The sequence below is a fragment of the Lysinibacillus sp. AR18-8 genome (genome assembly GCF_001705465.1).
Lineage (GTDB): Bacteria > Bacillota > Bacilli > Bacillales_A > Planococcaceae > Lysinibacillus > Lysinibacillus capsici.
Window position 1 is genome coordinate 86,429 of record NZ_MDGU01000019.1, and the last position, 19,198, is coordinate 105,626.

The window sequence follows — 19,198 nt, forward strand, 5'->3', positions numbered from 1 at the left end:
CTAATATCAGTATATAGAGTATAAAAAAAGAATGCAAGACTTGTTTTGAAATCAAGTACTTACATTCTTTCTGTGCTAACAAGCTTCTCAGATTAATCGAAGCGCTCTCCTTGTAAAACACCAGTATCTTCTAGCATTTTACGCAAGTATTGATAGTCGTCATCCTGCCAAAACTCTTTTGTTTCAAGCATCTCTGAGGCATCTTTTCTAGCGGTCTCCAATATACGATAATCATGTACTAAATCAGCTACTTTAAAATCAGGTAAACCACTTTGCTTTCTACCAAAAAAGTCTCCTGGTCCCCTTAATTCAAGATCTTTTTCAGCTAAACGGAAACCATCATTTGTTTCTGTCATCGATTGCATACGTTCTTTCCCCTCATCAGACTTAGGATCTGCAAGTAAAATACAGTATGATTGGTGCTCACCACGACCAACACGACCTCGAAGCTGATGCAACTGCGCTAGGCCAAAGCGTTCAGCATCATAGACAAGCATAAAGGTAGCATTTGGTACATTTACACCTACCTCTACAACGGTTGTAGAAACTAAAACTTGAATAGTCCCTTCACTAAAAGCACGCATAACCGCATCTTTTTCATCAGCTGATAAACGCCCATGCATTAAACCGACATGATAACGATCTTTAAAATAAGTCGCTAGCTGCTCATAAATTTCCACAGCATTCTGAACATCAAGCTTATCGGATTCCTCGATAAGCGGACAAATCGCATAGGCTTGTCTTCCAGCAGCTAACTCTAATTCTAGCTTAGATAAAACAGAGCCGAATTGTTCTTTCTTCATCCAATGCGTTTCAATCTGCTTACGCCCTGCTGGCATTTCATCAATCATCGATACGTCCATTTCCCCAAATGCTGTAATAGCTAGTGTTCGTGGTATCGGGGTAGCTGTCATAAAAAGCACATCGGGATTCTCCCCTTTATCACGCAAAATACGTCGTTGCTCCACACCAAAGCGGTGCTGTTCATCCGTGATGACAAAGCCAAGTTTATGAAAAATAACATCTGGCTGGATTAGAGCATGTGTACCAATAACAATATCAAGATCTCCATTTGCCAAATCAGCTAATATCACACGTCGCTCTTTTGTTTTAGTGGACCCGGATAAGAGTGCAACACGAACACCAAATGGTTGGAACCATTCTTTCAAATTCTCTAAGTGCTGTTCTGCTAATATTTCAGTTGGTGCCATTAAGGCTCCTTGAAAACCTGCTGTTACGGCTGCATATAGCCCTATTGCTGCTACAACGGTTTTACCCGAACCTACATCCCCTTGTAGCAAGCGATTCATTCGATGCGGCTCCTTCAAATCCTTACAAATTTCATTCACCACGCGTTTTTGAGCATTCGTTAATTCATAGGGTAAGGAAGCGATAAAATCTCGTAACTTATGCACATTAAATTGAATAACTGTACCGTGTTCACTATCCTTCCTTATTTTCCGTAAAGCTTGAATACGCAATTGGAAGTTTAATAGCTCCTCATAGGCAAAGCGTCTCCTTGCTTGTTTAGCATGCCCAGCATCCAGTGGAAAATGAATACCCTCCAAGCCCTCTCTTATTGAAACAAGCTTATACGACTCTTGTAAATAATATGGAATGGTCTCTGGCAGTACTTCTCCACAATCGTCTAACACTTGTCGCATATATTTTCGAAATCTTTTTTGGGGGATCAAGCCTTTCAGACTATAGACAGGCTCAAAGTCAACTTGATCTGTTTTAGGACCAAATGTAACTGAAGTGCCATTGATTACTTGTCTACCTCGATCCCATTTACCAGTCACCGTAATAATGGAACCAGGTACAAGCTTTTGCTTTAAATAGCCCTGATTGAAAAATACGACTTTCACTAAATGTCTTCCTGCTAAAACAGTTACTTGGAGTCTTGACTTATTACGACCTAAAAATAAAATCGTAGGCTCCCGCTCCACCTTACACTCAACTGTAACCCGTTCGTTATGTGGTGTTTGCGCTAAATCTTTTAAACGAAAATCTTCATGTCGATGTGGGAACGTCCATAATAAATCAGCTATTGTATTGATTCCTAGTGATTCAAGATGGGCTGCTGTTTCTTTCCCGACGCCTTTTAATTCATTGACGGGTCCATATAATTCAGTCATCTTATCCCACAACTCCCTTCATTGATTGTTTATGTAGTGTTATACTCTCTCTATCTAATGTACCATAAATTATTTCCCTAACCCTACACATAAGCAAAAACCCTACCAATGATTGATAGGGTTAAACTTTTGATTATTTAATTTCACAGGAGAAACATGTAATTTCTTTCACATATTGCTCATCAACTTCTATTCCTAATCCAGCTTTATCACTTAACTGCAGGATGTCTTTATAGTATGTAACATTTGCCACATCTTTTACAAACATTAATGGTCCGACCATCTCGTTTGTATGGATAATCGACTTACTGATGGCTAGGTGTGCCCCAGCCATTGTTCCGATTGCTGATTCAACCATAGAGCCAACTTGGCAAGGCATCTCTGCAGCCTCCGCAAGACTTGCAAGCGCTAAAGCTGGATAGATTCCACCTGATTTCATTAATTTTATATTTAGCATATCGGCAGCACGCATTTCTATGACATCGACTAAATCATAAATATTATGAACACCTTCGTCTACCATAATACTACAAGGTGAAAGGGCTCTGATTTCTTTTAACGCTCTTAAATCATGTGCTTTTACAGGTTGCTCGTACCAGTCTACATGACAAGCTGTAGTTTCTCTTATTACTTTTAGTGTCTCCATTCTATTCCAACCTTGATTGGCATCTACTCGCAGTTGCACCTCCTCACCTATTGCTTCTCTTACAGCACGAATACGAGCAATATCTAAATCAGCATTTGTACCAACCTTAATTTTAATATTACGGAAACCCGATTTTACAAATTCACTTGCATCTTTAGCCATTTCCTCAGGACTCTTAATGCTAATCACTCTTGGCACCTGTAATTCCTCATGTGCTTTTCCACCAATTAATTGATAAACTGGTTGACCAGTCATTTTCCCCATCAAATCGTAGAGTGCAATGTCCAATGCGGCTTTTGCTGAAGGGACTCCATCAATTTTTTCATTAAACTTTTTATGGATACGGTCTACTGCAAATGGATCTTCATCAATCAGTAATGGCGCTAGTTCATGTTTAATAACGTGATACGTGCTCTCCCAAGTTTCACCCGTCACATTTTGATCAGGCACAGCTTCGCCCCAGCCAACTACACCCTCATCCGTCTCGATTCTGGTAAGAATAGTTGGCATATCATCTAAATGAACATAAGAAATAACGAAGGGTTCCTTTAATTGTAAACGTGCTGCAAACACTTCAATCTTTTTTATCACGATGTAAAACTCCTTTTCGTATAAATAGTCTGATTATTTATGTTGCAAGATAATATTTATAAATAGTTGAATCGCATCAGGGAAAACATCTTCATCTAGATCAAATCGTGGATGATGATGTGGATATTGGCTTTTTTCACCACCCATACCTACAAAAACAAATGCTCCAGGCTTATGTTGTAAATAATAAGAAAAATCTTCTCCACCCATGACTGGTTCGACTACCTTAAATGCGGTATCTCCGAATTGTTCCCGTACAATCGATTCAATAAATCGTGATTGTGTTGGATCATTGACGAGCGGAGGTGTTCCTAAAATAAAATCGATTTTTCCTTCTGCTCCAAATGCTCGGCAAATCCCTTCTGTTAAACTTACCATTTTCGTTTTAATGATTTTTACAGTGTTCGGTGTCAATGCTCTGATCGTTCCAGTTAATTTTGCCGTATCAGGAATAATATTATAAGTGGTTCCCGCTTGTATATTACCAACTGTAATGACACCCGCATCGATAGGATTGACATTTCTACTTATGATACTTTGAAAAGCTTGCATTAAATGGCTAGCTATATAAATAGGATCAATTGTTTCATGTGGCATCGAACCATGACCACCATACCCTTGAATTATAATTTCAAAATCATCAATAGAAGCCATCATCGGTCCATGTGTTAAACCTATCTTCCCTTTCTCTAAACCTTGCCATAAGTGAATGCCAAAAATAGCATCTATATCTTCCAACACACCTTTTTGAATTAATAAATCAGCGCCACTTGGCGTGATTTCCTCTGCTGATTGAAATATAAGCTTGATATTCGGCTCGATTTTCTCTCTATTTAAGCTTATCCATGTTGCAACTGCTAATAAAATCGCTGTATGACCATCATGGCCACACATATGAGCAACACCTTGCCTGTCTGAAATGTACGGTTTGTCTCCCTCTTCTTTTATAGGTAAGGCATCTATATCGGCACGTAATGCAATAGTTTTTGTTCCCTTTGTCCCTTTTATAAACGCCACTACACCTGGAGGTTCATAATCTAGAATTTCTATATCTAACTCCTCTAGTCTTTTGCGAATAAACTCACTTGTTTCGTATTCTTCACCAGAAAGCTCTGGGTATTGGTGCAGATGACGGCGATCCTCTATTGCCTTTTCTGCTAATTTTTTTATATTCATTATTTCCATTGTTAAACTCCTTTAGAAAGGTCCGTATTGTATGACTTGTGCAATAATGAGCGATATTACCGCAACTGTTACTTGAATAAGCATAAACGGAAAAATCCACTTTATCCATTTACCCCAAGGAATACCCGCAATTGATAATCCCGCCATTAAAAAACCTACTGTTGGGAATATAATATTCGACATACCATCGCCAAATTGATAGGCAAGTACGGCTGTTTGTCTTGTAACACCGATCATATCTGATAAAGGTGCCATAATTGGCATCGTTAAGGCAGCCTGTCCACTTCCTGATGGTACTAAAAAATTTAAAAATAACTGGAAGATAAACATCCCTACAGCATTTAGTGCAGGTGGAACTGAATCAAGCAATGCAGATGTGTAAAAGAGAATTGTATCAATTAATCCTGAGTTATTGAAAATCACTAAAATAGACTGAGCTAACCCAATGATAAGAGCGCCACCAACTAAATCACCTGCGCCCTTCATAAATGAATTAGCAATATGCGAAGGTGATAATTTGCCAATAAGCCCCATTAAAATACCAAACAATAAAAATAAACCAGCTATTTCAGTAATGTACCAACCTAGTTTTACAACCCCGTACATCAATACGATAAAATTCAAAAGAAATGTAGCCATAACAAGCTTATGTCTTATTTCCATTTTCGAATTCCCCTGTACGAAATCACCCTCATCATTGCGAAAATTTCCATAAAAGCCGAGTTTAGGATTATTTTTCACTTTTCTTGCATAGCGATAAACATATATTGTTGCTACTGTGTATAAGACAATAAAAATGACAATTCGAAAAGCAATTCCTGAAAATAATGGCAAGCCCGCAATCTCTTGCGCTATTCCTACTGTAAACGGATTCATAACAGCTGCCGAAAATCCGACAGATGCACCAAGAATAACAATTGCAAAACCTGTAATTGCATCAAACCCTAGGGCAACAGCAAGCGGTGCAAGAATCCCTACATATACAATCGTTTCATCAGACATCCCCATTAATGACCCAGCACAGGCGAAAAACAACATTAATACTGGTATTATTAACATTTCGCGTTTTGCCATTTTTACAGATAGCATGGCGATAAAGGATTCTAATGCCCCTGTGGCTGATAGTATTCCAAAGGTACCTCCTACAATCAATACGAAGAAAATAATACTTGCTCCTTGCATCATGCCTGAATGTACACTGCTAAAAATATCCAAAAATCCAATGGGGTTCATATCTGTAAAACTAAATGTCCCAGGTTGAATCACTTGACGTCCATTAACTTCTTCCCGTTGAAATGAACCAGCTGGAATAAAATACGTTAAAATAGATGATATAACAATAAGGCAAAAGATTAACACATAAACATTAATTCCTTTTTGTTGCTCTATTTCTTTATTAGCTATAAATTTACTCATCCGCCATCCTCCTTAATTGAATCATTGAATAAAAACAAATTTTTATGTCCACTATCAATACGTAACATATCTCTCCAACATAAAAAGCCATCCCCTTTTTTTGAAATTTCCGTCTTATTCATTGTAATTGATAAAAAAATAAATAAAAAATTACTATTTTGAATAGTTACTATTGATAAATTTACATATAAATTCATCGGGATACATCAAAAAAATTACAAATAAAAAGAACGTTACATCCCTGCGATTTCACCAGGCAGCAACATTCTTTTCATTCTTTTCGATATACAAACCAATTAAATTGTTTTCCATGTGTCTTTAACTAAATCAATAAATGTACTTACATTACTAAATGTTTTAGCATTTTGAGGAAAAATTAAATAAGTAGGTAACTTTTTAGGGAATCGGTACAGAACTTGAAGACTCCCTTTTGTTACCTCTTTTTGAATAATAATATCACTCAACAAGGCTAGACCCACTTGTTCCATTACTGCTCTCTTAATTGCTTCCTCGCTTCCAAATTCCACTATTGTTTGTGGCTTACACTTAATTTCTTGCAGGCAACTGACAATACAGTCATCCATTCCATAGGTTATAAAGGGATAATCATCAAATATTTCCTGCACAGTGCGATCCTTTATAATAAGCGGATTTCCAACCAATACTAAATCCTCTTCCTCCAATAAAATCCCCTCTACACCAGCGTAACTAGGGGATCCAGCTACAAAACCTATATCTGCTTGGTTTGAACTCACAAGTTTGGCTGTTTCTTTACTATTGGCACAAAGAAGTTTTAGGTTTACCTGAGGGTACTGTTTTAAAAACGAACCGATAATATGTGATAAATAATAGCCGCAATAAAACTCTGGTGCAGCGATTGTCAAATGACCAAATGGCTTTTCGAAATTCTTCAAATCCTGTTCCATTTCCTCAATAATCCCAAATAATTGATCTGTATGTTCCTTTACTATTTTTCCTACTTGAGAAAGAAACATTTTCTTACCCATTCGATTAATTAAGATATGCCCTAACTCTTCCTCTAACGCTTTAATCTGTTGGCTAATTGTAGGCTGGCTATAATTAAGAATTTCAGCCGCTTTTGTAAAGTTGAGGTAAGTTGAAACAACATGAAATGTTTTCAAATTACGCAAATCCATCTCTATTCACGTCCCTGCTATATAATTAAGATAAATATATTTCCTTATTAAAATTTAATTATACTTAAATCGACAATGTACGTAAGAGGTTTTTTCTTTCCAGTAAGTTATCAACCAACATAAAAACATGCTACCTATTTAGATAGCATGTTTCTTATATTTATTGAAGTGCTTTAATGCTTTGTAAGCCACCATTTTCAAGGATGGCTTTACTGATCGCCTTCCCTGTTGGTGTTGCTGCTAGACCGCCTCGTGCCGTCTCTTTAAGATTAGGACTCATAGATTGTCCAATGCGATACATAGCACCAATTACTTCATCACACGGAATACGACTTGTTACACCAGCAAGTGCCATATCCGCCGCTACTAGGGAGTTAGATGCACCCATTGCATTACGTTTGACACAAGGCACTTCAACCAAGCCTGCCACTGGATCACAAACAAGACCTAGCATGTTTTTTAATGTAATGGCAAACGCTTCTGAACATTGCTGTGGTGTACCTCCAGCCATTTCGACAATAGCAGCTGCAGCCATACCTGCAGCTGAACCAACCTCTGCCTGACAACCACCAGCAGCCCCAGAAATGGAAGCGTTATTGGCTACCACAAATCCAAATGCTCCTGACGTAAATAAATAACGAATCATTTGCTCACGAGTTGGATTTAGTTTGTTTTTTACTGCAAACAGTGTTCCTGGCACTACACCTGCTGAACCTGCTGTTGGTGTTGCACAGATTGTTCCCATTGCAGCATTTACTTCATTAGTTGCAACCGCTTTACTTACTGCATCTAATAATAAATCACCTGAAAGTGACTTTCCTTGTGCAATATAATTTTGAAGTAATACGGCATCCCCACCAGTTAAACCTGTTACTGATTGCACACCTTGTAATCCACGTTCAATTGCTTCTTCCATCACTGTTAAATTTCGATCCATTTGCTGGATGATTTCTTCACGCGTTCTACCAGTTATCAATATTTCTTGTTCAATCATAATTTCTGATATTAATTTATCTTCTTTCTCTGCTCGTTCAACAAGTTCACGAACATTATGAAATAAAACGTCCATCACGGGACACCTCCTTAGTTATTAATTTTTGAGACCTTTGTAATATATGGAATTAAAGATATTTGCTGTAGCACCTTATCCTCAATGTTTTGATCAACTTCAATCACCATCAAAGCAGTTAAACCACGTTCGATACGTGATACCTCCATATGCCCAATGTTGACTTCATGCATCGCCAAGCAATTGGCTACATTGGCAATACAGCCAGCACGATCGTCATGAACAACAAGAATTGCTGGCATACCACCAGTTAAACGTAACTTAAAGCCATTGACTTCACTGACTTCAATTTTTCCGCCACCAATTGAAATACCGACTACTGACATTTCCCCTTCATCGTCTCCAATGACAAGTCGAGCCGTATTTGGATGCTCGGTATTAGCTGTTTCAGGAATGAATTCGTATTCTAATCCTGCTTTTTTGGCATCTTCAAATGCCGTTTTAATACGATCATCAAATGTATCGTAATTTAATAAGCCTCCTACAATCGCAACATCTGTACCATGCCCTCTATACGTTTCTGCAAATGATCCATATAAATGAATTTTTGCCCATTTAGGTTGTCTACCAAATAAATCCCTTGCAACACGCCCGATGCGAGCTGCTCCTGCCGTATGAGAGGAGGAAGGCCCAATCATGACTGGTCCAATAATATCAAATACTGAAGTAAACTTCATACAAACACCCCTCTATTCTATCCGTATAATAATATTTATTTTTATTTATATCATGCTTGATAGTTACTATAAAAGTAAAGCATTTAATTTATCAACTTTCAGAAAATTACCACTACTATAATTTATAGTAAATATTTATGCTTATTTATTGTCCGTACCATATATACACAACTACGAAAGCGGCGACATTCCAATATTTCCAAATTTTATATCCTGTGGGTACGTACATTGAATGATTCATATTTAGTACGTTTTTAATAAATTTAATCCAACATTCTCTTTGTAGCATAAACAAAAGCAGTACACGTTTTGTGCACTGCTTTCTTTACGGAATAGCAAAGTAGCATGTAATTATTCTACTGAAATAATATATGGATATAACCCTTGTTTACCATCAAATAATTCAACTTCTACATCCGGATAGTTCTCTTCTATGAAAGCTACCAACTCAGAGGCAGCTTGTTCAGTTGTATCTTCACCATAAATGACTGTAACAATCTCAGCATCTTCATTGACTAAATCCTTAATTACTTTTTCAGCTGCATCCTTTAGTGCTGGTGTAGAAAGGACAATTTTTCCTTCTGCCAATGCCATAAAATCATCTTTGTGAATTTCAACACCATCAATAGATGTATCACGCACTGCATAGGTAACTTGACCTGTCTTCACATTTGTAAATGCTTCTGACATTGTTTTTTTATTTACATCAACAGCTGCCTCTGGGTTAAACGCTAAAATCGCTGCCATTCCTTGAGGAATCGTCTTCGTAGGAACTACTGCTGCATCAATTTCTAATAGTTCAACCGCTTGCTCCGCTGCCATCACTATATTTTTATTATTCGGTAAGATTAATACTTTCTCTGCACCGATTTCTTGTACAGCCTTCACGATATCTTCAGTTGAAGGATTCATTGTTTGACCGCCTTCAATGACATAGGAAGCACCGATAGAGCGCAATAATTCTGCCACACCTTCACCCATAGCAATCGTTACAATAGCATATGGATGTTTTTCTACTTTTTTAGCAGGCGTAGGGGCTTTATGTTCCTCGCCAACGATTGCTGAATGCTGCTCACGCATATTATCAACTTTAATTTTTATAAGACTACCGTATTTTTGGCCAATTGATAGAACAGAACCTGGTTGCTCGGAATGGATATGAACCTTCGCAATTTCCTCATCTGAAATAACAAGTAAAGAATCACCTAAAGGGTTTAATTCATTACGGAATTGTTCTTCATTAAAAGGTTCTTTTCCTTCTTCTAAGCGTACCATTATTTCTGTACAGTAACCAAATTCAATATCAGCAGTGTTCATGAAATCTTGGGCTCTATGATGTTCTGCATTGATTAAATCATCTAGCGTCGCATCATTTTTCTCCGGAAGAGCCTCCCCCTTTAAGGAAGCTAAAAATCCTTCATACACAAATAGTAAGCCTTGACCACCACTATCTACCACACCAACTTCTTTTAAAACAGGCAGTAGGTCAGGTGTACGATCCAACGATGCCTTTGCCTCTGCTGTAAAAGCTTCCATTACGGCAATGATATCGTTTTCAGTTTCTGCTACTTCTACACCTTTTTTCGCAGCTTCACGTGCTACCGTTAAAATTGTTCCTTCTACTGGCTTCATAACAGCTTTATATGCCGTATCAACACCCGCTTGGAATGCTCCAGCAAAGCCCTTTGCATCAATTGTTGACTCCTTCTCAATAAACTTCCCAAAACCACGGAATAACTGAGATAGAATAACGCCTGAATTCCCACGCGCTCCCATTAACAAGCCTTTTGATAATGCCTGTGCTGTTTTACCAATATGCTCTGAAGCAGCATGCTCTGTTTCCTTTGCACCAGATGTCATCGATAAGTTCATATTTGTACCTGTATCACCATCTGGAACGGGGAAAACATTTAATGAATCTACATAATTTGCATTTTGGTATAGGTGATGCGCCCCCATTTGTACCATTTCAGCAAACTTTATACCGTCTAAAGACTGCATTCGATTTAGTTCCTCCTCTTAATTCGCTACACGAACGCCCTGTACAAAGATATTGACAGATTTTACGCTCATACCTAATGTTTTATCTACTGTATATTTCACTTTCGATTGTACTTGATAAGCCACTTCCGAAATTTTTGTCCCGTAACTAACAATAATGTACATATCTATATGTAAATCGTCGTCCTGTTGTCGAATTACAACACCTTTTGCGAAGTTTTCTTTACGTAAAATATCAGTTAGACCATCACGAATTTGATGTTTAGATGCCATGCCAACAATACCGTAGCATTCTACAGCAGCTCCACCAGCAATTTGTGCAAGTACATCTGTTGAAATATCAATTTGGCCGAATTCATTGTTTAATTCAATTGACATAGAAATGCCCCCTTGGCTCTTTTTGACTAAACTATATTGTAACACTTTCGTTATAATTTAAGCAACCTAAGGGGGTATTGAAGGGCTTTGTAGCAACGTTTTCTGACTTCAAATAGACGCATTTGCTTCTTCATCAAAAATTGCCATTTTGCAGAAATAGTTATTTCGTCCGTTTTGCTTTGCCAAATATAGCGCTTGGTCAGCTAATTCACAACATGTTTGTAAATGCTCATATTTTGCGATTTTAGCTTGACACATTCCAATACTAACAGTAACTTGTTGGGCAATAGTAGATTGTAAATGCGGTATATTAAGTTGTCGAATTTCTTCTAAGATTTCTTCACATACAGGTTCAGCAACCTTATGAGTATGCTGGCTTATCATAACAAATTCCTCGCCACCCCAACGGGCAACAAATGCATTATACTTCCCTGCAATTTCCTCCAATAGAGATGCGACTTTGACAATTGCTGCATCTCCCTGCAAATGACCATAATAATCATTAAATTTTTTAAAGCAATCAATATCAATCATTATGACTGTTAAAGGCTGTGTTTGATAAAGTTGCTGTCCTATCTTATTCAATTTTTGGTTAAATGCACGTCGATTAGGTAGATTCGTTAAAGAATCTTTTAATGCTTGCTCTGCTAATTCATTATTTTTAATAGCCAACAATTCTGATAGTCGCTTCGTTTTAGTCATTTCCTCATTCAATAAAATATGCTGGGTATGGATTTGTTTACGAACCTTATAGGTCTGATATTGAATCATTACACCAATAGGTATTAATAATGACATGGGTAATATAATTTTTATATTTTCACTCGATATTCCAGCACTCATATATGCACTCACAATAATGGCTGATGCAGAAAGCAAAATAATCCAGACAATTTTTCGTAAAGGTAACGCGAATACTGTACAAATAATGATTAAAATAACCTCATAGAGTGCTGCATGACGGAAAAAGTAAACATCCAATACCGATATCGCAGTAATCAAAAGCATTATTGTGTAAATATAAACAACAACCAACCGTTCATACTTCTGTATATTAACAGGAGTAATATGAATTCGCTTTTCTCGGATAAACAATAATACTGCAACATCTATATAAAACATAGCGATATGAATGGCAATATAGACGGGAACCATGGCTCTTTCCGCCTTCACAAAAAATACCTCTCCATAATGTATTAACGAAATAATGACTGATACATACATAAGTGTCCAAGCAACTATTCTCATCCCTTTTAAATTCGACTGAACCATTTCTTCGCGAATAGAAAAAGCTAATTTTTCTTGATTTTCCATCATGCTCTCTCCTCATGCCCACTTTCAAATAATTATAATGTCCTATATGTATCGTCATGATAACGAAAAATACAAGTCAATCTAAATTTTTCTGATAAATAAAAAAGTTGATACCTTTATAGCATCAACTTTTTACATTGTATTCAATTAAATATCGAAAAATTTATTTGGCTAAAATAGACTTTTAATAAGCGTGTCAATCATAACAGGCATCTCTTTAAACGCACTATCCACATGCAATCGTTCTGTTTTTTGATGGGCATCCTTACCAAATGGACCGACATTTAAGACAGGACCTTGTAATGCTGCCATCTCTTTGAATGGAATATGATACGTATCGCCCCATACAGGTGTGTTCCGTTCAAATGCTAGCCACTCATTGGATGCATCTGAATAGTTGACATAGCTTAAATCACAGATTCCGTTAAAGTAGTGGATCTGCTCCACCTCAATATCAAATGTTTGAGCTGTTTGCTTCATTAATTCAATCGACTGTTTCACTAATGGATGGTTGGATGAATTAATGGCTGGATAGTAAGGTGGTGCATATAACAGAACTGTGGCAGGTGCTAATTCCTGACAGCGAATCATGAGCTGATCCACAATACGAATGGATTTTTCACGATCATCCCATGCAGGATGCTGTTGAACCTGGTGCTTAATCGCTTGTACTTCCTCAGCTCCTAACTTATGGATCGCATGCTCCAATAATGCCTCATAGCGTAAGACCTTTACCTTGCCCACACCCTGCACATTTTCGCGTGTACAAATGTCCTGATAGTGCGCATTGCAAGCAGCCATTGCCTGTAACGCAACTTCCTCAAAAATAGCCATCACCTCAGCCGCTGTACGTTTTAACAAAAAGACATTGTAAAGTGCCGCCGCACGGTATGGTGTTTGTGTAGAATACTCCATTTTTAAATCTTTTAATTGTAGAGAGACGGGTAGTGGTGTGCTTTCGCCTAAATCTATTTCACGGAAAAGGGGATTCCACTCCATATGCTGTGTCATATAGGAAGCGATAAAGGGAGCCGTCATCCCTTTTAATGGCTCACCGACATGTGTCTCTTTTCCGTAGAACAAAGCAGCAGGCATAATTTTACCAATTGTACCTGAATAAATATATTCATTCGTATCCGAAGGCCCTTGTGAAAACGATGGCTCACTATTTAAAAATAATTTATAGGTTAAGCCATGCTGTTCCCGCAGTCTCACCAGTTCCACAACAGCCGCTCTCATACCAGCAGAGTTGACTTCCTCATCAGGGACCGTTGTTAAAATCAAATTAATCGGCCATTGCTCAAAGCTTGCCTTTTCGATCAACTGCATGTGTAAGGCAAGACCCATTTTCATATCCATTGTGCCGCGTCCAAATAAATAATTCCCAGACGCCAAATCAATGCGAGCTGCCTCTGGTAAATCTTTTAGGTATTTAGGTTCCATTAGCTTTTTCGTTAGTTCTTCTGGAGAAAAGGCTAACGGCTCTAGTTCACCATATTCCTCTGTATGCACGGTATCGAAGTGACTGATTAACACAACGGTTTCAGTTGCGGTTGGATGCTTATAGAAGGCTGTCACTGCATTTCTGCCAAGTCCTGCATCATGTAATTCAATCAAGTCTGGGTGCTTTTCAAAATATGGAAGCGTTAACAATTTATCTTTTAGTCGAAAGGCAAATTTATTTTCACCCTCCGTTAATGTTCGGCTTTCCCAGCTCACAAGTTCACATAATAGGGCACGTAGTTTTTCGGGTGTATCCCACATAAAAGTATTCATGATTTTTTCTCCTTTAACTCCCATTCGTTAGAGGTACGATTAACGAATTTCTAGTGTTTCTTCACTTTTGCTATCTGTAGCAGCAGTCGCCGCTTTCTTTAATTTCAATTGATAAAAAATCATACAGGCAATAAAGAAGCCAATCCCGTATAGTAAACCAATCCTTTGCGTTGGATCAAACGCTAAAAATACTAAAATTAAAACACAAAAGATTATACAAAATACTGGAATCAACGGGAATAGTGGTGTTTTAAATTTTAGATCAGCCACATTTCCTCCCGACTTCACATAGCGATAACGGAACATTAACTGAGAAGCACATATTCCCATCCATGAAATTGTGACAGATATACCTGCTACCGACATTAGTAATACAAATACAGCATCAGCTTCCATTACACTAGTTAATAAAGATAAGAGTGAGAATACCATCGTAAAAATAAGCGCATTTAAAGGTACTTTATTTTTCGTTAATCGACCAAATAACTTGGGCGCCATCCCCTCTTGTGACATGGAAAATAATAAACGTGTTGATGCATATAAACATGAATTACCGACTGATAAAATAGCTGTCAAAATAACAAAGTTCATGATACCAGCTGCATATGGTACACCAGCTAAATTCATTAACGTGACAAATGGACTTTCCATAAGCCCAAGCTCTGATGCTGGGAATATTGCCGATAATACAATAATGGAAGCAATATAGAAAACGATGATTCTAAATAGAATTGTACGAATCGCTCTAGGAATATTTTTTTCAGGGTTCTCGGTCTCCCCTGCTGCAATACCCACCAGCTCTGATCCCTGATAAGAAAAAATTACATTCATCATTGTGACAAAAATAATCGTAATACCTGCTGGGAATAAACCAGAAGGTGCTAAATTTGTGAGATGTGGAGTAGGACGATCTGCTAATGGAATTAAACCAAAGATTGCTGCTCCACCAATAATGATAAATGCAATCACTGCAACAACTTTTATACTAGCAAACCAGAACTCTGCTTCAGCAAAGCCCTTCGTTGTTAAAGCATTTAAGACAAATAAAAGAACCATAAACACAGCACACCATATCCAAATTGGTACACTTGGAAACCAATGCTGCATTAAAATACCTGCAGCCGTAAATTCAACGCCTGCTGTGGCAGCAGATCCAACAAAATACATCCAACCTAATGAAAAACCGGCTGAAGGACTAATGAAACGTGTTGCATATGTTTGGAAAGAACCTGTAACAGGCATGTAAACAGCCAATTCCCCAAGACAATTCATGACCATAAACAAAATTAAGCCACCAAATAAGTAACCAATCAGTGCACCGCCGGGTCCTGCCTGGTTAATGGTATAGCCTACATTTAAAAATAAGCCTGTTCCAATAACACCCCCAAGTGAAAGCATTAACAAGTGACGACTTTTCATCGAACGCTTTAATTGATTATTGTGAAGCTGATCCCCTTTATTCAACATCCATCCCTACTTCCCATATAATGTAAAAATATTAAATATTCTGATATTTTAAGAATGAAAGTACCCAATCAATTTTCTCTTTTAAATTGATTGGGTATTGTTAGATTTACTTAAAAACGTAATGATAAACAGCTTAAACCACCATCGTGTTTTCTAAATTCAGACATATCAAGTTCAATTGTTTGATAGCCAAGGTCCAGTAATTTACGATTTGTTTCTGGATAGCCAGCTGGAATAATAATATAATCATTTACTTGAATACAGTTAGCTGAATATTCATCCTCTTTAGGAATCACGATTTTTTCGTAAGATTCAAATGCAGGATGATCGACAAATTCACCAGCTAGCACCATACGATTTTCCCCAACATAGGCAATTCCAGTTTTTAAGTGGAAGAATTCTTTTAATGGAATAATAGTTGCTTCATAACCTTCTAGCTCAACAATCTCTTTAAATTGCTGAGCGCCTTCTTCATTTGTGCGCTCTGAGATCCCTACGTAAAACTTTTTCTCTGCTTGTAGTACATCTCCACCATCAAGTGTTCCAGAACCTTTAATATAGTAAATTTTTTCATAGAATTGCTTTACAGCTGGTTCGATTTCTTCAATTTCGCGGTTACGAGCTGCTGCTCCAGGATTCGATATAATAGCAAATTCAGGCGTTAATACAGCTGTATCCTCTACAAATGTTGAATCTGGAAATGCTTCATTTGCTGGTAATTGTGTAACTTCTACACCGCATTTTTTTAAAGCCTCTACATAATGTTCATGTTGTTCAAATAATTTTTCTAAAATCGGCTTTCCTAAATCACTAGTTGTTAAACCGTTTACAAAACTATTTCCTGGATTTTTAACAATAACATTTTTAAACATATTCATCTTCTCCTTTATCCTCTTACTACTGGGCAAGTTAGGCAAGTCGGCCCACCTGTTCCTTTAACAGTAATTTCATCGCCTTTATATTCGTACACAGTTGCTCCAGCATCAAGTAGCTGTTGCTTTGTTTCTTTGTTGCCTTGAGGAATCACACATACCCTTGGTGCAAGCGCTAAAACATTACAGCCTAACGAATCGTATTCATCTTTAGGTACTTCTACTAGCTGGATGCCACGCTCAATTAGCAGTTGTCTGAAAAATACTGGCATTAAACGCGAATGCACAACAGCTAAATCTCGGTCTACCATACTTATGAAAGACATTAAATGTAAACATTCAGCTTCACCAAGATCATGTGTTAGTTGTACAACTATAAATTCATCTACCATATCGGCTGTCATTTCCTTTAACTGACGAATGGCTTCATCGTTTGTTCGATAACCTCTACCCACAACGAGCGTTCGATCATCTAGCCAAACAATATCTCCACCGTCTGAAACTGCCTCTCCAGTAAGTTCACCAATTATTGGTATACCTTTTTGCCGTAAAAAGTCCTTGTATACTGCGGCTTCTGGTTGTCTTAATTTTTTGCCTGATTTCAGTATTATGGCACCATTTGGAGTGAATTTAACTGGATCATGTGCATAAAGAGAATCTAATCCTACTTCATCTGCTATAGGCAGATATTCAATAGTCTCAACATACTTTCCAAGAATCCCAATAAATTCAGCGTATTCGCTTAGAGCTTCTTCATAATTAGGCTCAGATAAGTAGTTAAATGTTTTCCATTCCTCACTAAGATGTGTCTGGCTTCGGAAAGCATCTTTTGGATCTTTTACAATAACATGTTTCAAAGGCGCATACATTGATGAACAATAATGCATTCCTTTCACCTCATTTCCGTGTAGTGGAAAACGTTTCCGTTAAGAGGAAAGTTTATATGAAGAATATATTCGTTTTATGCTATACTGTCAATATATTTAGAAAACTTTTATTTTTCTTTTAATCTAGATTGCGTTCACGCTTGGAAAAAATGCTGTCGTTTATTAAAGAAGCCTTAAAGGATCCTTTTGTAGCTTTCGTGTATTAAAATAAGCATTTGTTTAGACTTCTGATTTGTACGGGAATATTGGAACTAGACGTAGATGGAGAATAAAAATAAAATAGGATGAAGGGAGGTGGGACAAATGCAATTATTAGAGCGGGCGATGACAATTGCCAAGGTTTTAGCTGCTGATGCAAACGACAGTAGCTTGTCCATTTCAGAGCTTTCTACAAAATGCGATTTACCGCTAAGTACTTTACATAGAATTTTAAAAGCCATGATTAAACAAGGGATGATTGAGCAAGATGAACAGACTAAATATTATCGGCTTGGAACCATATGGATGGAACTTGGCTTACAGGTATATGATACGATGGATTATATTAGCAAAATCAGACCTGAGTTAGAACGATTAGCCAGGGAGGTTGAAGAAAGCGTTTATTTAAGTAAACCAGCTGGATTAGATACGATTATTATAGAACGGATAGACAGTGCAGCTAATCCGATTCGTATTTATGATCAGTTGGGTATTCGCATACCTATGCATATCGGAGCGGCCAATAAGGCCATACTCGCCTCAATGTCAGCGCTACAATCCAAAGAAATTCTAGAGCAACTAGTAACTAAAGATGAAATGGCCGAATTAGAGGAGCAGCTTCACCAAATTCGACAACAAGGCTATGCAATAAGTCATGGAGAACGAACTGCAGGTACTTCCTCCATTGCTGTCTCTGTTTTAGATGGTTTTGGTGAAGTGATAGGAGCAGTCAGTATTGGTTTTGTAAACTTTAATGTCTCTCAAGATCATATTAATACATTGATTGAGCGATTAGTTGATACTGGTAGACGTGTATCGCTGAAACTTGGTTATCGAGGAAAAGGATAGGAGAACTATTCCCCATTAAACTTCTCTACTTTTCATAAATGTTTTATGTCTGTAAAGGTTTTTTTCTTGAAAGGTTATGTGAAAACTGTTGCACTGAACGCCATCGTATGTTAAATTATTATGGTATGTGAAATACCGAACTGAAATAATAATCTTTCAGCATCAACAGTAAGGAGGGAATACAACATGCCAAAACAATGTGTAATCACTGGACGTAAAGCTCGTACTGGTAACAACCGTTCCCACGCTATGAACGCTAACAAACGTACTTGGGGTGCTAACCTTCAAAAAGTTCGTATCTTAGTTGACGGTAAACCAAAACGTGTATGGGTTTCTGCTCGTGCATTAAAATCAGGTAAAATCGAGCGCGTTTAATCGCTGCTTCTAAAAAATCGATTTCGCATTGAGCGCAATCGATTTTTTTCTTGATTAGTATTCTAGAAGAAAGTAAAAAATCCGACTAACACTAGTCGGATTTTTTTACTTTCTTATCTTTTTTAAATAGGTTAATACACGTACGCGTGATACTACTCACGAATTTCGGCAATTGGAACGTATATACTTTCAGGACTCTCTC

The 19,198-nt window shown here is 37.5% G+C and carries 17 protein-coding genes; 2 read left to right on the forward strand and 15 right to left on the reverse strand.

The genetic code is table 11. From position 1 onward, the window contains the following. Positions 1-92: 92 nt before the first annotated feature. The 14 genes from recG to BFM98_RS15515 all read right to left on the reverse strand — a co-directional run bounded on the left by recG (position 93) and on the right by BFM98_RS15515 (position 17,574). Positions 93-2,138 (reverse strand): ATP-dependent DNA helicase RecG, encoded by a 2,046-nt coding sequence (gene recG, locus BFM98_RS15445; protein ID WP_054550503.1) that lies wholly within the window; start codon positions 2,136-2,138, stop codon positions 93-95. A 133-nt stretch (positions 2,139-2,271) separates the two neighbouring features. Further along, positions 2,272-3,375: a mandelate racemase/muconate lactonizing enzyme family protein gene (locus tag BFM98_RS15450; protein ID WP_083225383.1), complete on the reverse strand. Its 1,104-nt coding sequence runs from the start codon at positions 3,373-3,375 to the stop codon at positions 2,272-2,274. A 33-nt stretch (positions 3,376-3,408) separates the two neighbouring features. Then, the gene (locus BFM98_RS15455; protein WP_054550501.1) at positions 3,409-4,560 is read right to left on the reverse strand and encodes a M20 metallopeptidase family protein; all 1,152 of its coding nucleotides are present in this window, start codon (positions 4,558-4,560) and stop codon (positions 3,409-3,411) included. A 12-nt stretch (positions 4,561-4,572) separates the two neighbouring features. After that, positions 4,573-5,976, reverse strand: coding sequence for a YfcC family protein (locus BFM98_RS15460; protein WP_066037824.1), 1,404 nt, complete (start codon positions 5,974-5,976; stop codon positions 4,573-4,575). 296 nt (positions 5,977-6,272) lie between these two features. Beyond that, a complete protein-coding gene (locus BFM98_RS15470) occupies positions 6,273-7,118 on the reverse strand; it encodes a LysR family transcriptional regulator (RefSeq protein ID WP_254660046.1) in 846 nt (281 codons plus the stop codon). A 175-nt stretch (positions 7,119-7,293) separates the two neighbouring features. Further along, positions 7,294-8,202, reverse strand: a complete 909-nt coding sequence (gene sdaAA / locus BFM98_RS15475) for an L-serine ammonia-lyase, iron-sulfur-dependent, subunit alpha (RefSeq protein ID WP_004269428.1) — start codon at positions 8,200-8,202, stop codon at positions 7,294-7,296. A gap of 14 nt (positions 8,203-8,216) precedes the next feature. Next, positions 8,217-8,879 (reverse strand): L-serine ammonia-lyase, iron-sulfur-dependent subunit beta, encoded by a 663-nt coding sequence (gene sdaAB / locus BFM98_RS15480; protein ID WP_004269429.1) that lies wholly within the window; start codon positions 8,877-8,879, stop codon positions 8,217-8,219. Between the two features lie 351 nt (positions 8,880-9,230). Then, positions 9,231-10,880 (reverse strand): DAK2 domain-containing protein, encoded by a 1,650-nt coding sequence (locus tag BFM98_RS15485; RefSeq protein WP_048391660.1) that lies wholly within the window; start codon positions 10,878-10,880, stop codon positions 9,231-9,233. Between the two features lie 18 nt (positions 10,881-10,898). Beyond that, complete coding sequence (locus BFM98_RS15490; RefSeq protein WP_004269431.1) at positions 10,899-11,258, reverse strand: Asp23/Gls24 family envelope stress response protein; 360 nt, start codon at positions 11,256-11,258, stop codon at positions 10,899-10,901. A 108-nt stretch (positions 11,259-11,366) separates the two neighbouring features. Next, entirely contained in the window at positions 11,367-12,572 is a 1,206-nt protein-coding gene (locus BFM98_RS15495) for a GGDEF domain-containing protein (protein ID WP_066037826.1), read from the reverse strand. 171 nt (positions 12,573-12,743) lie between these two features. Beyond that, positions 12,744-14,348, reverse strand: coding sequence for a M20/M25/M40 family metallo-hydrolase (locus BFM98_RS15500; protein WP_066037827.1), 1,605 nt, complete (start codon positions 14,346-14,348; stop codon positions 12,744-12,746). A 39-nt stretch (positions 14,349-14,387) separates the two neighbouring features. Next, positions 14,388-15,815, reverse strand: a complete 1,428-nt coding sequence (locus tag BFM98_RS15505) for an amino acid permease (RefSeq protein ID WP_066037828.1) — start codon at positions 15,813-15,815, stop codon at positions 14,388-14,390. 110 nt (positions 15,816-15,925) lie between these two features. Then, complete coding sequence (locus BFM98_RS15510; protein ID WP_081010999.1) at positions 15,926-16,687, reverse strand: dimethylarginine dimethylaminohydrolase family protein; 762 nt, start codon at positions 16,685-16,687, stop codon at positions 15,926-15,928. Positions 16,688-16,701: 14 nt separating this feature from the next. After that, on the reverse strand, positions 16,702-17,574 hold the full coding sequence (locus tag BFM98_RS15515) for a dimethylarginine dimethylaminohydrolase family protein (protein ID WP_066037829.1): 873 nt from the start codon (positions 17,572-17,574) through the stop codon (positions 16,702-16,704). A 303-nt stretch (positions 17,575-17,877) separates the two neighbouring features. Between BFM98_RS15515 and BFM98_RS15520 the strand changes: the two genes are divergently transcribed. Together BFM98_RS15520 and rpmB are read left to right on the forward strand one after the other, a co-directional pair. Then, positions 17,878-18,621, forward strand: a complete 744-nt coding sequence (locus BFM98_RS15520) for an IclR family transcriptional regulator (RefSeq protein WP_048395357.1) — start codon at positions 17,878-17,880, stop codon at positions 18,619-18,621. A 186-nt stretch (positions 18,622-18,807) separates the two neighbouring features. Further along, complete coding sequence (gene rpmB, locus BFM98_RS15525) at positions 18,808-18,996, forward strand: 50S ribosomal protein L28 (RefSeq protein WP_004227417.1); 189 nt, start codon at positions 18,808-18,810, stop codon at positions 18,994-18,996. A gap of 91 nt (positions 18,997-19,087) precedes the next feature. Here rpmB and spoVM read toward each other — a convergent pair whose 3' ends face one another. Beyond that, positions 19,088-19,189 (reverse strand): stage V sporulation protein SpoVM, encoded by a 102-nt coding sequence (gene spoVM / locus BFM98_RS24565; protein WP_099805045.1) that lies wholly within the window; start codon positions 19,187-19,189, stop codon positions 19,088-19,090. Positions 19,190-19,198 lie beyond the last annotated feature (9 nt).